The 15,589-nt window shown below is 42.8% G+C and carries 13 protein-coding genes; 10 read left to right on the top strand and 3 right to left on the bottom strand.

The genetic code is table 11. The annotated features are described in order from the left end of the window. The first annotated feature begins 422 nt into the window (after nt 1–422). Genes IM477_RS03720 through IM477_RS03740 form a run of 5 tightly spaced genes read left to right on the top strand, consistent with a single transcriptional unit; the run spans nt 423 to nt 8,225 of the window. On the top strand, nt 423–1,637 hold the full coding sequence (locus tag IM477_RS03720) for a lipase family protein (protein ID WP_287730575.1): 1,215 nt from the start codon (nt 423–425) through the stop codon (nt 1,635–1,637). Further along, entirely contained in the window at nt 1,630–2,799 is a 1,170-nt protein-coding gene (locus IM477_RS03725; protein ID WP_287730576.1) for a caspase family protein, read from the top strand. Before IM477_RS03720 ends, IM477_RS03725 begins: the two co-directional genes overlap by 8 nt. Further along, nucleotides 2,790–4,412 (top strand): VMAP-C domain-containing protein, encoded by a 1,623-nt coding sequence (locus tag IM477_RS03730; protein ID WP_287730577.1) that lies wholly within the window; start codon nt 2,790–2,792, stop codon nt 4,410–4,412. The genes IM477_RS03725 and IM477_RS03730 overlap by 10 nt, the downstream gene beginning before the upstream one ends. Before the next feature lie 4 nt (nt 4,413–4,416). Beyond that, a complete protein-coding gene (locus tag IM477_RS03735) occupies nt 4,417–5,499 on the top strand; it encodes an AAA family ATPase (protein WP_287730578.1) in 1,083 nt (360 codons plus the stop codon). After that, the gene (locus tag IM477_RS03740) at nt 5,499–8,225 is read left to right on the top strand and encodes a formylglycine-generating enzyme family protein (RefSeq protein ID WP_287730579.1); all 2,727 of its coding nucleotides are present in this window, start codon (nt 5,499–5,501) and stop codon (nt 8,223–8,225) included. Before IM477_RS03735 ends, IM477_RS03740 begins: the two co-directional genes overlap by 1 nt. A gap of 445 nt (nt 8,226–8,670) precedes the next feature. Here IM477_RS03740 and IM477_RS03745 read toward each other — a convergent pair whose 3' ends face one another. Then, nucleotides 8,671–10,182 (bottom strand): ABC transporter permease subunit, encoded by a 1,512-nt coding sequence (locus IM477_RS03745; protein ID WP_287730580.1) that lies wholly within the window; start codon nt 10,180–10,182, stop codon nt 8,671–8,673. 202 nt (nt 10,183–10,384) lie between these two features. On the opposite strand from IM477_RS03745, the gene IM477_RS03750 reads away from it, so the two are divergent. The 5 genes from IM477_RS03750 (at nt 10,385) to IM477_RS03770 (ending at nt 14,576) form a co-directional block, all read left to right on the top strand. Further along, a complete protein-coding gene (locus IM477_RS03750) occupies nt 10,385–11,140 on the top strand; it encodes an amino acid ABC transporter ATP-binding protein (protein WP_287730581.1) in 756 nt (251 codons plus the stop codon). Nucleotides 11,141–11,415: 275 nt separating this feature from the next. After that, nucleotides 11,416–11,766 carry a slr0373 family blue light stress response protein gene (locus IM477_RS03755; RefSeq protein ID WP_287730582.1) on the top strand — a complete coding sequence of 117 codons (351 nt, stop codon included), beginning with the start codon at nt 11,416–11,418 and terminating at the stop codon, nt 11,764–11,766. Between the two features lie 53 nt (nt 11,767–11,819). After that, a complete protein-coding gene (ycf46, locus tag IM477_RS03760) occupies nt 11,820–13,331 on the top strand; it encodes a stress-responsive protein Ycf46 (protein ID WP_287730583.1) in 1,512 nt (503 codons plus the stop codon). A gap of 134 nt (nt 13,332–13,465) precedes the next feature. After that, nucleotides 13,466–13,819 carry a DUF1257 domain-containing protein gene (locus tag IM477_RS03765; RefSeq protein ID WP_061431026.1) on the top strand — a complete coding sequence of 118 codons (354 nt, stop codon included), beginning with the start codon at nt 13,466–13,468 and terminating at the stop codon, nt 13,817–13,819. 100 nt (nt 13,820–13,919) lie between these two features. Beyond that, complete coding sequence (locus tag IM477_RS03770; RefSeq protein WP_287730584.1) at nt 13,920–14,576, top strand: class I SAM-dependent methyltransferase; 657 nt, start codon at nt 13,920–13,922, stop codon at nt 14,574–14,576. Nucleotides 14,577–14,694: 118 nt separating this feature from the next. On the opposite strand, the gene IM477_RS22900 is transcribed toward IM477_RS03770, so the two are convergent. Beyond that, nucleotides 14,695–14,970 (bottom strand): ParE family toxin-like protein, encoded by a 276-nt coding sequence (locus IM477_RS22900; protein WP_012265764.1) that lies wholly within the window; start codon nt 14,968–14,970, stop codon nt 14,695–14,697. Beyond that, a complete protein-coding gene (locus IM477_RS03775) occupies nt 14,967–15,194 on the bottom strand; it encodes a hypothetical protein (protein ID WP_002756907.1) in 228 nt (75 codons plus the stop codon). Before IM477_RS03775 ends, IM477_RS22900 begins: the two co-directional genes overlap by 4 nt. Nucleotides 15,195–15,589 lie beyond the last annotated feature (395 nt).

Below are 15,589 nucleotides of genomic sequence, written 5' to 3' on the forward strand. Positions count from 1 at the left end.
GTGTGGGGTAAAATCGAAACGAATAGGCTTTTTCCATACCTCACATTTTAGCATATATTTCGTAAACGATGCTCATATTTAACAGTAAAGCCGTCGTAGAACCACGGGGTTTCAGACCCAAAATTTTCGATGACGATTTTCTCTTGGCTACCGTCCTTTAAGAAAACTGTAATACGCTTTTCGTTCACGCTCATCACCGTCCGGCCCCGGCGGCGAGGATGTCAATTGGGTCGATTTCTCCACCAGAAAACCTTTTAGTCTTGAGATAATATTGGGTAGGGGTCTGATGGTCTCCGTATCCAATCGGTAGGTCGATGGTCAGGTGGGGACGTGAAGACCTTGTTTTGAGTCAGAGGATAGAGAAGAGTGAAGAAATTGAGTATCTTGAGTGAAGAAATGAGTCGGTTTGATGGGGTAAGTCGATGAGACAATGGGATTGGAACCTAGTTTTTATCCACGGTACTGGGGTACGAGAACCTGCCTATAGCAAAACTTTTAGTATCATTATCCGAAAATTGAAAGAACGCAATGAAAATTTGTGTTTTCATAAGTGTTACTGGGGTGGTTCCCTCGGCACAACGTTAAATGCTGGGGGACTATCTATTCCAGTGTCGGATCAAAAAAAAGCCTCAGAAACCGATTTAACTGATGAAGACTACGTTCTGGGTTTATGGGAGTTACTATATCAAGACCCACTCATAGAACTGCAAATCCTAACCATAAGTTCCGAGGACAAAGGGTCCGTTTTTGGAGAAAAGCTAGGCGAGGATTTGGATAATCGGGTTCGAGCCTTAAATCCATCATCTAATCTGCAAGAAATGCTCGATCAGGCTGGAATTGGCCAGTTTTTTTCTCAATCCCAATCCATTATCGTCAACGAAAGCGATTATCAAAAAGCGATCGAATCCGCCACGGAACCATTAGGAGAATACCGCATAGCGATCGCCCGTGCGCTGGTAGCCCAGAGTGCTATTTTGGTGAGAGATAAATACGGGGAATTTGCCTTATCGGTTAATGGGGGATTACGAGATCAAATTGTCGAGCAAATAGCGGCGGAATTAGGGGGTACGGAAAAAGGAGTTTTGTCCGGCATAAAAGAGATGATTTCTGGTACGATCAGGCGTATTATTCAGAATAATCTCCAAAGAAAGCGAAATGGATTCACGGAAGAATATAGTGGCACTTTGGGAGATATTTTGATGTATCAAGCAAGGGGACAAAAGCTTAGAGACTTTGTTCGCACAACCGTTGAACGTCTGGAATATCCCACCGTATTAATCGCCCATAGTTTGGGTGGTATTATTGCCGTCGATTTGCTATTAGAACAACAATTACCACAAGTGGCTTTGTTGGTGACGATCGGTTCTCAATCTCCTATTCTTTATGAACTGAATGCTTTGGTGGGGATGGAATATAATCCCAATGCCAAGTTACCGGATACTTTCCCCGATTGGTTAAATATTTATGATCGCAACGATTTCCTCAGTTATGTGGGTGAGAAAATATTCCCTGGAAAGATAGAAGATGTGGAAATCGACAGTAAACAACCGTTCCCCGAGTCTCACGGTGCATATTGGAATAATGACAAGGTTTGGGATGCCGTTTGGCAGAAGATGGAGAAGATAGTTAATGGCTGAACCATCGACAACGCAAGCTATTCTAGTTGGCATTGAAAGGTATGCCGATTCTAATGCTATCCCGGATTTGAACGGTCCGGTCAATGATGTTCATCGGTTCTGTCAATGGTTACGATATCGCAATGTGCCTCCTGAAAATATTTCGGTTTTCGCATCTCCACTCGATCGCAATACTGGAATCGTTGACGAGATTACCAGTCTGATCAACAGTAAACCCTTAGAAGCGACCAAAGATATAATCAATAAAGCTCTGCGCGAGGAAGTGAGAAAAAAAACGGCGAGCTTGTTTTTCTTGTTTTGGTCGGGACACGGTTGGATCGTCCCTCAAGGCGATCGTCGATTGATTTATGCCGATGCGACAATGGAGGACTTGAAGAACCTGAATTTAACTGCCCAGCTTAATGCTATGCAGACCGATTTATATAAAAATTTACCTCAGCAGTTACTAATCTTCGATGCTTGCGCTAATTCCCAATTATTAAAGATAACTCCACCTGACGATCTTCCCCCTATCGGTAAACATTTGCCAAGTCAACAACAAATGGTCATGCTGGCGGCTAATCCGGGAGAATATGCGATTAATAAAGGCGACGAACAAACGGGTATATTTTCACGAGAACTATTAAATGAATTGAACTCATTAAAAGATACAGAGATTTGGCCTCCAGATCTGGAGTCAGTTATGCAGTCCGTGCAGAAAAAGTTCATCAAACTGCGAGAAGATAAACACACCAGGCAAACTCCTTCATATCTTTTATATCAGGACTGGTCGGGTAATAGAAAAGAACGATTTAGCGAAATTGAGCCAGCCACTAAAACAGGGAAACGGGATAGTTTTCCGCTACCTCGCAATTTAACTATCCAAGAATTAGGCCTATTGCGCGATCTTTTTTTACAATGCCAGTCAATGCAAGATCCCCAAAGTCGAAAAGATATTATTTTGAATCTCAGGAAGGAAATAGCCAATAACATCATCATGGAAGGTAATGCAAACAGTGTAGTATTAAGTGCAATTAAAACTTCTCGTGGTTATTCAGGAGGATTGGCGGAGCTATTAGACGTTATTGATATGCTCTACGAAAATAATTCTGTTGCCATGCAAAATTTAAGAAAAGCCACGATACAAATGTTGCCGGAGGAGTTTCCTTTAGAATGTTGTTGAGTGTTCCCACTAAACCAAGTGATCAAGGATTCAATCGGCTGATTGATGCCTTGGAGAATTGCCCTTCTATTCAAGATCCCCAAAAGAGAAAAGATATAATTGGTTTTTTGAGTGTTAAAGGTGTGGAAGAACGAAGCGATATGCGCTCTTCATTATTGGGTATTTTAAAAGCATTAAGCGGATTTATAGATAAATTTTGTGATTTAATAGATGGGATTAATTTTTACGAAAAAGATAGTGTTTATTACGATAGTTTAATTGCAGTTATTAGTGATATTGCTAAACAACAACAAAAAGAAATGAGTCAATCTCCTAAGACAATTACTCTTTTTGATAATGAAAATAGTGAATCACAAAAAAATAATTGCGACGAATTATTTGACTATTTATGGTCGAGAATATGCCCGATTCTCGATGAAATCGATTGGAAAGATATTTGGCAAGCCTGTTCTAAGATTGAAGAAATAAATAAAAATGAAGATGACAAAGTTTATATCAAGAGTTTGTGTTTTACCAAGAATTATGAATTATTAAAACAAGTATTTCTTGACCAGTATAAATCCACAGCATTGATAAGAAAATTAGCTCAATCATTAGGTGATAACGAACGTATAAAATCATGGTTAGATGAGGCTAATTGCGATTTGAAAAAAACTGAAATCTTACTTAGCACTAAGGTTAATAAAAATAGCTCTTGCTTGCCACCGATATTATTAATTATGATTGAGAGACTTGCCAATGGAGAAAATCAAGATAAATGGAACGTAAGGGGACAGTTTAAATTTCGGGATGAACTATCTGAAATTTCATTATCTAGAGATAAAAAAGGCTTTGATTGTCCTAAATTTGAAGATATTCCGAGAGCTATAAAAGCATACATCGATTATCTTGAGAGTGAGCCTCAATTTCGAGATAAAGCAATTGATGAATTAAGAATAGAAGTATTTATTCCAATTTTTGATTTACATTCTAATTTAGATAATTGGGTAATAATTTATGAAGAAGAAACACCTAGATCATTGGTAGTAAACTACCGACTATTTTTACGAAGTAGAGAACGCATACGGAAAAATAGTCGCATCGGATCACTCAAAAAAGGATGGGAAAGAATCGATACTTTTTTGAGAGATGATTGTCGGGAAATATCTAAGAATATTCTAGCTAATGAAATAAAAAATACTCAAAAATCTAATATAATTGAGATTGGAAATAATCAAATCTCTAATTGGAAAGAACTAGAGATTTTTATGAAAAATTGCTCGAATCTGTGGGGGATTATATTAAAAGGTTCTCTCTTTGTCGATAAATTTGAGCGTATGAGGTTCTTTGAGTCTATTTTTGATAGTGGTATTCCCATCGCCGTTTGGAATTGGGATATTATTCCCTCAGAAGTACAATTTGAACAGGAATTTACACAATGTCTGAGTTGCGATAATTTATCCGATCGATGTCGTGGGTTACTGGAAAAAACTTGGGAACTAAGAACTGTTTCATGGGGAACCAGAACTGAAACAGAGCGTAAACAGTATCCTGGTTATTATCTCGGTATGTTGTTAGAAGACCCAGAAATCTTGCCAGAAGAAAATCCCTTACAAACAATAGGAGCTAAGTAATAAAATGGTAGAAGAAACTAAATCAGTTCACTGGCAACCGTTTAATGGTCGGGGAGAACAGCTATCTGAAACTCTTAATCTTCCCTCTCCACCTCCTTGGAGAAATTTCGACAGACCTATTCTCGATCGAGATAGCGATCGCTGGTCAGAATTATTGAAACTTGTCGAGAAAGAAAAAAAAGATCGCGAGCGCGGTGAAAAATTCCGTTTGTCAGAAATCGCTGACAATGAAACCAATTCTCAAAATGCTCAACTTCAGGAAGCTATCGATTTGGTGATCGCCGGAGTAAATGCGGCTTTATGCTTGCGTCGTCCTCTGTTAGTGACTGGTCGTCCCGGTTCGGGGAAAACTTCCCTAGCCTATGCTTTAGCATACCAACTGAAATTGGGTCCGGTTTTAAAATGGTCGATTACGGCTCGAACAACTCTTCAGGACGGTTTGTATCGTTATGATGCGATCGCCCGCTTACAAGAATCAGAACCCGATGGAAAACAAGATATTGGCTCTTATATCACTTTAGGAGCTTTGGGTACGGCATTTCTTCCTTCAGCTTTGCCCAGAGTGTTGCTAATAGACGAGATAGACAAAAGTGACATCAATTTACCCAATGACCTCCTCAATCTGTTTGAAGAAGGCGAATATGAAATCCCCGAAATAAAACGCTGGACAGAGAGAAACCCCGATAAAACAGTTTCAGTTTTTACTTGGGATAAAAATCTTCATCCCGTCGAGCTAAAGAGCGGAATAGTGGGATGTAATGCTTTTCCTATCGTCGTTATGACCAGTAACGGGGAAAGAGATTTTCCTCCAGCCTTCAAAAGACGTTGTATTAGAATCAATATGCCCAATCCGGGCATTAATAATCTTAAATCCATAGTCAAATCTCACATGGGTGATGAATATTTTAATAAGTCTAGCGATCGCATTGGTCAATTAATTACAGATTTTCTGGATAGAAAAGATTTGGCAACGGATCAACTCCTCAACGTTGTATATATGTTAACTGGTGGTCCAGAATCCACTCTCGATCGCAAATCTTTGAAAGAGTTATTGCTTAAGAGTTTGAACGATACGGAGGGATTATAATGAGCGATGCTTCCGCATCAGTGAAACCGGATCGATTCAAAAGGTTACTTAAGACTCTCAATCAGTCAGAGCTAGAAATGACCGGTTACGAGTTGGCCGATTTGTGTTGGCTATTGCTCCATTGGCCTCAAATTGTAGAAACTACTGAAAGCAAAAGTGAAGAAGAAATTGAAGATGGTTCTTCTAATGGTAATAGTTCTTCATCCTCATCTGAATCCAAACAAAAGGTTCTAGGGAAAGAAGAAGAGAAAAAAACGGAACCTGTGGGACACTTATTCCCGCGACAACAAAGCAAAGATTCATTCGTTGGTGGCGGTGGCTCTTTAACTTTTCCAGTCGATAATCCGTCGGATTTGGGCAGTTCTCTATCTTTGGCAAGAGCTTTAAAAACATTATTGCGGCGCGTACCTACACAGGATCGTCCAAGTATTTTGGATGAAGTACGAACAGTGGAAAGTTTTGCCGCAACTGACCAAAAAATCTTGAACCCTGTTTTTAAACCAACTTTAGAACCTTGGTTAGAACTAGCATTGGTATTTGATCGCAGTCCGTCGATGGATATTTGGCATCAAACCTTAACGGATATTAAAACTGTACTACAACATTACGGTATCTTTCGTGATGTACAGGTCTGGCAATTAGCTTTCAAGGAAAATAATCTATTTCTTTATAAAGGATTAAGCAAGACTAATTCTAGAGTTTATCATCCTAAAGAATTACTCAATCCGAATGGCCGTCGTCTCATTGTAGTAGTTAGTGATTGTGTGGCATCCTATTGGCGAGATGGTAGGATGTTTCCGCTTTTAAAATTGTGGAGCCAATCGAGTCCATTAGCTATATTGCAAATGCTTCCAGAATGGCTTTGGCTGAAAACTGGCTTGGGATTGGGAGCGAAAGTAACTTTGTTTAGTGATGAACCAGGCCTAACTAATAGTCGATTAAAATTTAGAGATGTGCTGATTTGGGAAAACGTCTTTCGTGAACAGAATCGCTTACAGATTCCTGTTTTTACTTTAGAACCTTTCAGTGTCGAACGATGGAGTAGTGTAGTCGTGGGGCGCAGTGACACTAAAGTGGCAGGATTTATACTGACTCCCGATACCAAAGAAGAATTAGAACCCGAGGCCGAGCTAAATTTAACTCCAGAAGAAATAGTTAGACGATTTCGCAATAATGCCTCACTTTTAGCTCAAGAATTAGCTGAATTGTTAGCGGCAACACCGACAATTTTTCTGCCCGTAGTTCGATTGATCCGCAAGGAAATGTTACCAGAAGCAGGTCAAGTCCAAATCGCAGAAGTATTTTTAGGCGGTATTCTTCGCGTTCGTTCGTTAGGGATTAAGGAATCTGACCCAGATGCGGTACTCTACGATTTTATCAATCCAGAAGTAAGAGACATTTTACAACTTAGTTCTACTCGCTCTACTACAGTAGATGTATTTGATCGCGTCTCCAAATATATCGCCAAACAACTGAACCTAGAATTGCGGGACTTCCTCGCTGAATTGAAAAAACCCTCAACAGAAATAGGTGGAGATATACAGGGCATTATTCGTCCTTTTGCCGAAGTGTCGGCCAGAATCTTAAGAAATTTGGGCGGAAATTATCTGGTTATTGCAGAGCAACTGGAGCAAACGGCAGCCCGTACCCCTGGTTCTCAAACGTCACAAAATACGCAATCAAAGAAAGTTCCAGTTTCAGTTAATCCAGTTTCAGTTAAAACGTTGCAAAAGTTAGAATTGTTACCATTTAACTTTGAGGTGGTGCGAGTAAATGCTAAGGGTGAGCAAATCGAAAAAGAGTCAAGAGAAGCCCAATATTTCAGCGAAGATTTGGGCAACGGCATCACCTTAGAGATGGTTGCCATCCCGGGGGGAACTTTCCTGATGGGTTCAGCGCAAGACGAGAAAGATAGTTTTGGTAATGAACGTCCTCAACATGAGGTTAACGTCCCCCCCTTTTTTATAGGTAAATATCCTATCACCCAGACCCAGTGGAGAGCAGTTGCCTCTCGCACGGATTTAAAAGTAGAAAAAGACCTTGATCCTGATCCCTCCCACTTTAAAGATCCCCCCAAACCCCCCTTAAAAAGGGGGGCTTCCGACTTTAAAGATCCCCCCAAACCCCCCTTAAAAAGGGGGGCTTCCGATTCCCCCCCTTTTGAAGAGGGGGCTAGGGGGGGATCGCCCACGCGCTGGGATAGACCCGTGGAACAAGTCAACTGGTACGATGCCGTCGAATTCTGTGCGAGATTATCGAAACTGACCGGAAGGGAATACCGACTACCGAGTGAAGCGGAATGGGAATACGCTTGTCGTGCTGGAACCATCACCCCATTTTACTTTGGGGAAACCATTACCGGGGAATTGGCTAACTATGATGCCAGTAATACCTATGCCGAGGAAGCGAAGGGAGAACATCGAGGAGAAACGACTCCCGTGGGACAATTTCCCCCCAATGCCTTCGGGCTATACGATATGCACGGCAATGTCTGGGAGTGGTGCGCCGATACTTGGCACGATAACTATGACGGTGCGCCGAGAGATGGCAGTGCCTGGCTAGAAAATGGGAATGATAATCGTTCTCCTCTGCGGGGCGGTTCCTGGGGCTTCAATCCTACTTTCTGCCGTTCCGCGTTTCGCATCATCAACGACCTCATCCGCCGCGACTACCGCTACGACGATCTCGGTTTTCGGGTAGTCTGCGTATTCGGGAGAACTCTCTAACCCTTTTTCCTTTTTCCCCTTTTACCCTTATTCCCTATTTTTTCTTTTTTCTTTTCTTTCCCGCCCTTAGGCGGGTCGATTTTTTTGAGAAAATGGCGTTAATGTTAAATTTTATGAAGGCGATGAAAGGGTTATCGGTTATCATACTAAATCCGTTGAGTATGGGCTACATATCAGGAGAGGCACTCATGCAAAAGGGGGAATAAATAATCAGTTTTTAATAACCAGATTTAGTATAAAGAGGATAGGAAAGTGGGGATTGAGAAGTGGCAAGTGGCAAGTGGGTTTTTAAAGTTCGATCGGGAGTCAATCATACCATTAAAAACGGATTTAGTAAGTAGCTAGACACAATTAAATGCACATATTTAACTACCTCTTGCCTCTTGCCTATCCTAACCAAGAAGTTAATTTTGCCCTATTACTTATCAGTTCCCATCTGTTGCCCCTAAGCTTTCTGTTCCTGTTTAGATTTATGTAGGGGATCCATATAAATCTCTAAGCGCTTAAATACCACAGAGGAAAGGGTAGTTAAAACCAAATAAACTACAGCAACAGCGATATAAATCTCGAAAGCTTTATAGGTAGTGGCTACCATTAATTGACCTTGCCGGAATAACTCTTCAAAACCGATTACTGCCGCTAAACTGGTATCTTTAATTAGGGTGATAAATTCATTCCCCAAGGGTGGCAACATCCGGCGAAAAGCTTGGGGAAAAATCACCTCGTGCATGGTTTGCACTGGGGACATTCCTAGACTAGAACAAGCTTCCCATTGACCATTATCGATCGATTGAATACCGCCGCGCATAATTTCAGCTAAATAGGCCGCCACATTTAAACTTAGGGCAAATAGGGCCGCCGGTAAACGATCTAAGTCGATATTTAAGCCAATTTCTCGGAACAACCCTGGCAAACCAAAATAGATCAAGAATAATTGCACCAGCATCGGTGTTCCCCGAAAGAAATCCACATAGATGCGGCAAATTATTTTTAACCATTTGTAGGGAGAAATCAGGGCAATGGCCACTAAAGTTCCACCGATTAACCCGAACAGAAAAGACAGAACTGTTAACAGAATTGTCCAGGGAACCCCTTTAAAAATCAGGTTATAGAATAATTCTCCCCAGTTAAAACTTGATTCCTGTAAATTCTTTAAAGCTGGGGCAACTAAAGGTAATTCTGGCGGTTTTTCTCCAAACCATTGCCGAAAAATAGCATCGTACCGACCACTTTCTATGACTCGACCGAGAGCATCATTAATTAATTGGAGATAGGGGGAATTTTTGGGTAAAGCAATGCCATAGAATTCCTCCGTTAATAATTCTCCGACAACTTTTACTCCCCGTAAACCCGCTTGTTTAATTGCATACAAAGTCACGGGTTTATCGTTAACTACCGCCTCAACTCGACCATTAATTAATTCCTGCAAAGCTAAAGCCGCCGAGTCAAATTGACTAACTGTTGCCCCCGGTATTTTTGTCGCTTCTAAGGCTCCCGTTGTGCCAATTTGGACGGCAATTCTTTTGCCTTTTAAGTCTTCAAAATTTTTAATCGTCTTATTATCTTCCCGAACAGCGATCGCTAAACCAGCCCTAAAATAAGGTCGAGAAAAAGAAATCGCTTGGGCGCGTTCGGCGGTGATAGTCATGCCACTAATAGCGGCTTCCACTGTTCTCGCTTGTAGAGCCGGAATAATGCCATCAAAGGGTAAATTTCTAAAGTCAATGTTGAGATCGGCTTCCTTGCCAATCGCCCGCATTAAATCGATATCAAACCCAGTTAATTGTCCCCCTTGTTGGAATTCAAAGGGCGGAAAAGTCGCTTCCGTTGCTACTCGAAAAGGATTAGGAGGGGTCTGAGAAAAAGCCGGAATAACAGTTAATCCGAGCGCCAAGACTAATCCTAACAAGGCAAAGATGACTCTCTGCACCGCCCGCCCTCGCCAAAATTTAATCATTTTTTAATTGTTTCTCCTTGATTTTTTCGCTCAACTAAGTTAGTAATTTCGTCCTACTTCCCACCCAAGACAGATGTAGAGAGACTATTTGAGTATTATGATTATTCCTCTTGATAAAATGTCGTCAAGGATACAATCTGGCAGAAACTAATCTCGATACCTTTATACAGACAGAATGTAAAATTTTTTACGAGAGGATATCATGACCACTACCACCCCTGTGATTGTCAGTGAAGGTTTACGCAAAAGTTACGGCTCTTTAGAGGTACTTAAAGGAGTTACAGGCACTCTTTGTCAAGGGGATGTGGTATCGGTAATCGGTCCCTCTGGCTGCGGCAAAAGTACCTTTTTACGCTGTCTCAATCGTTTGGAAACAATTAACGGCGGCCGCTTGGAGGTGATGGGGATTGACATCTCTTCCCCGAAGTTAAATCAATCGGTCCTCCGCAAGTTACGCAGCCGGGTAAGTATGGTGTTTCAACACTTTAATCTTTTTCCCCATCTCACCGTTTTACAAAACTTGATGTTGGCCCCCAAGCAAGTGTTACACCACTCGGAAAATGAGGCTAAAGATACCGCAATTCATTATCTGGAAAAGGTGGGATTGGCCCCAAAAGCCGATGTTTATCCCGACCAATTATCGGGAGGACAAAAACAACGGGTGGCGATCGCTCGCAGTCTCTGCATGAAACCAGAGGTGATTTTATTTGATGAACCCACTTCGGCCCTGGATCCGGAATTAGTCGGGGAAGTGTTAAACGTTATGCGTCAATTGGCCGATGAGGGGATGACTATGGTAGTCGTCACCCACGAAATGCAGTTCGCGAAGGAGGTCTCTAACAAGGTTTTGTTCTTTAATCAAGGTGTCATCGAAGAAGCAGGTGATCCCGACACCTTCTTTAATAATCCCCACAGCGAGCGCCTACAAGCCTTTTTAAGTCGCATCAATAGTAATTAGGGTTTGCTCAATTCAGGAGTCAGTATTCTCCGAGTCAGGAGTCAGGTTTTAGGTGTTGGGGTTTTGGGGTTTTGGGGTTTTAGTTCAATTTCCCCACTTCCCCACTTCCCCACTTCCTCATCCCACTTTCCCACTTCCTCACTTCCCCATCCCACTTCTCCAACAATTGTAAAGAAATGTTACAATTATGCTGTTATGACAGCTTACCATCTTGACAGGAGGGAAAGACAGTGGTTATAGTAAGGACACATACCCGGGTAAACCAATTTAGTGATATGCAAGACAAGCAAAAAGTCACACTGTACCTTCCCCCTGGAGTCCATCGTCAACTAAAAATAAGAGCCGCGATCGATGAAGAATCGATGTCAGGGCTGGTGGAAAAAGCGATCGCTTTCTACCTAAAATACCCCGACAAGGTAGAAGAAATCGAAGCCGCCGCCTATGGCAAAACCTATCAGGTTCATGTCTGTCCCGAGTGTGATGCCGCCTTAGTGATGAAAGAAGATCGGCTAAGGTCAATCAAACGCCAGCCTGGAATAGTCGGCGACGAGTTCCCGCTCGAAGTTCCCGAACCCGTTGGTGCTCAAGGAACCGCAGAGGGAGAAGCAGCCTTAGTTCCCTGCTAAACTCTCAGTAGCCGCCCAAGGTCTAAACCGTTACCACAAATAGGGTCGATGTTATGAAAGAAGAGCTAGAAATTCTCGTCAAGGCTCAGTATCCCCTGATTTACCTCGTCACCTCCGAGGAGGAAAGGGCGGAAGAAGCCATCAGCAAAATAGCCCAACTAAATACACAACATCGACGGGTGTTTGTCTGGACTGTCACCCACGGCATGATCGAACAGGGTCAACCGCGCCAAACCAATCAACATAATACCGTGTCGCCAGAAGCGGCGATCGAATGGGTAGTGCGTCAACGGGAAGCGGGCATCTACATCTTCAAAGACCTGCATCCGTTCATCACTTCCGCTCCGGTCACTCGCTGGTTGAGAGATGCGATCGCCAGCTTTAAAGGAACCGAAAAAATCATTATTTTAATGTCTCCCCTGCAAGAAGTCCCCATAGAACTAGAGAAAGACGTAGTAGTTCTAGATTTTCCCCTGCCGGACATGGGAGAGTTAGATACAGTTCTCTCGCAACACCTAGGCAAAAATCAAAATCGTCGTACCACCACAGAGGTCCGGGAAAAACTCCTGAAAGCGGCCTTAGGCTTAACCAAAGATGAAGCCGAAAAAGTTTACCGCAAAGCCTATGTAAAAGCGAACAAATTGACGGAAGACGAGGTAGAAATCGTCCTTTCCGAGAAAAAACAACTGATTCGCCGCAACGGAATTTTAGAATACGTTGAAGAAGACGAGACCATCAACGCCGTCGGCGGTCTGGAAGAATTAAAAAGATGGTTAAAACAGCGATCAAATGCCTTTACAGAAAGAGCCAGAGGTTACGGACTCCCCCAACCGAAAGGAATGCTAATTTTAGGAGTACCCGGCTGTGGTAAGTCCTTAATCGCTAAAACCACCTCGCGCCTCTGGGGTTTACCGCTCCTGCGCTTAGATATGGGACGGGTTTACGATGGTTCCATGGTGGGACGGTCTGAGGCTAACCTGCGTAATGCCCTAAAAACTGCCGAATCCATCTCTCCGGCCATTCTTTTCATCGATGAATTAGATAAAGCTTTTGCCGGTGGTACAGGATCCGCCGATTCCGATGGGGGAACCTCTAGCCGCATCTTCGGCTCCTTCCTGACTTGGATGCAGGAAAAAACCTCACCCGTCTTCGTTATGGCCACAGCTAACCGGATTGAACGGCTACCCGGGGAATTTCTCCGCAAGGGGCGCTTCGATGAAATCTTCTTTGTCGATTTGCCCAATTCCGAAGAAAGACAAGATATCTTTAATATTCACCTGACTAAACGACGCTCCGACATTTCTCGCTTCGATTTGGAGCAGTTAGCCAAGGTATCCGATGGGTTTTCCGGTGCGGAAATAGAACAGGCGCTGATTGCCGCCATGTATGAGGCCTTCGCCCAAGATCGCGAATTCACGCAATTGGACATTATTGCGGCGATTAAGGCGACTCTGCCCCTATCTCGCACCATGACCGAACAGGTGACGGCCCTGCGTGATTGGGCCAGACAACGCGCCCGACCTGCTTCGGCCTCCGTCGCTGAGTACCAGCGATTGGAGTTCTAACAGACTTTCGCCCGCTCCCAACGGGATGAAAGGCTAGTTCTCAGGGACTAGCAATGCCTCGAAAAGCCGCTTGGCGGCACTCTTTAACTCTCAATCTGTTGTTGTTGATTCTTATCTACAAAGAGGAAATTCCAATGTCTCATTTTAGCACTCTCCGGACCAAAATCACCGATTCCGAAATCCTCAAAGCTTCTCTCCGCGACCTCGGTATTAGCGTAAAAACCGAAGCTGATGTTCGTGGTTACAACGGTCAACGGGTTCGCTCCGACATCGTTGCTGTTCTCGATGGCGAATATGATCTCGGTTGGTCTCGCAACACCGACGGCAGTTTCGATTTAATCGCTGACCTCTGGGGTGTAGCCAAAAAACACAATCAAACCGAATTGATCAACTCGATCAACCAAAAATACGCTGTGAACAAAACCCTATCCGAAGTGAAACAGCGCGGTCTGCAAAACGCTAACGTTAAGCTAGTCGTTCAAAGCTAAGATTTACAGCGCGTTCCCAAGCCTAGGGGTTGACCAGTTCGGTTAACCCTTTTTTCTGTCTGTGGGGTATGTTAAGAATAGTAAAATTAACTTGACAAAAATGCTCCGACCCGAAGAAAGAACTAAACTCGATCCGACCAAAGACAGCGATTTTTATGCTTTTCCCCGCTTCGTCACCCACGTGGATGAGGGTTTTATCGATCGATTAACCGCTCTCTACCGAGAGATATTATCGCCGAATACGCGCATTTTAGACCTGATGAGCAGCTGGGTGTCCCATTTACCGGAGGAGATGGAATTTGAGCATATCGAAGGTCACGGGATGAATGGGGAGGAGTTAGCCAAAAATCCCCGCTTGCATAGTTATTTTGTCCAAGACCTCAATGCACAGCCAAAATTGCCCCTAGAGGATAGTTCTTTTGATGCGGTGTTAATCACGGTGTCGGTGCAGTATTTGCAGTATCCAGAGGCGATTTTTGCGGAACTGTATCGCATTTTAAAGCCTAATGGTCTGGTGGTGGTCAGTTTTTCCAATCGAATGTTTTACCAAAAAGCGATCGCTGCTTGGCGCGATCATAGCGATTTAGGCCGGGTAGCGTTAGTGAAATCCTATTTTAAATCGGTGGCGGGATTTAGGGAAGTACAGGCGATCGTTCGTCCTGCTACTACCCCCAGTTTCCTGCAAATGTTAGGAATTATGGTTGCCGATCCCTTCTATGCAGTGATAGGAAAAAAAGAATCCTCTCTAGGATTATAGTCATCGTTAACAATCAGAGGGTGTAGGTCTAACGTTGCCCATCACCCGCCGCCAATGACTTGGGATGATTTAGATAACTTTAGCATAAGGTCGGGTGCAGTGATTTGTTAGATCGCTTCTAATTCTTACCTAGAATCTTGTCATACTCGGAGTGCGATCCAACCCAGAACCAAACTATCTTTTCTTCCTCTGAATTCTTAATCCCTAATGCTCGCCATCCAATGCCGACTCTGACTGACCAGATTTTTTCTCTTGGTTTCACCTCTTTGAACTCTAGGCTGGGGTGAAATGGATTTTCTTTCCAAATCTGGTAATTTTTCTTGGCTGTTTCTTGTACCCTTTGCGGCAAACTTAGAAAAAGTTGACGAAACCTCTTGGTTCTGGATGACTTCATTCTTCCCCAAAGCCTTTATCTTCTGTTCTCCCCTCTTGTTCTTCTATCAGAGCTTCCTGTGCCATTGTTATTAAAGCTCCCAATTCCAGATCCTCGTTGGAAAGGCTTTTCTGCCATTTTAATTCACCTTCAATATCTTCCAGCAATTGTTGAGCAAGTTCATCTTGAAGATGCTCTGGCAGTTTCTGGATTTCTGTGAATGCTTTTTGCAATAGAGTAGTCATGTTTTGTTCATGTTTTACGGGTATTGAACTATTTTACTACTTTTTCTACTCTTGCAATCTAACGGTTTAAGTTTGTCTATAGCTTTATTGTCAACGACTTTAGGGAATAAAGGGCTTCAATAAAAGGGCTTCTGAGGGCTGCTCAAGCATTAATAAGCTGTTCGTAATTTAAATTGCTTGTTGAGACGAGGCAAGAGGCAACAGTAAAGGAATTGGAGGAGATTCGGCTAATCTAAGAATAAGCAGTTTAAATAGGGTTTGCTGAATAAATAGACCTCTTGCATAATTTTTTTATGGTATAATATACGGTTTTGCTGTTTTCTCAATTCTTAGATTGAAGTGGAAAAAAGAATAAAATGTGATCTTAGGTCAGGAAATCATCTATAATTTTGCTA

Source organism: Microcystis sp. M090S1 (genome assembly GCF_020246295.1).
In the GTDB taxonomy this organism is placed as follows: domain Bacteria; phylum Cyanobacteriota; class Cyanobacteriia; order Cyanobacteriales; family Microcystaceae; genus Microcystis; species Microcystis aeruginosa.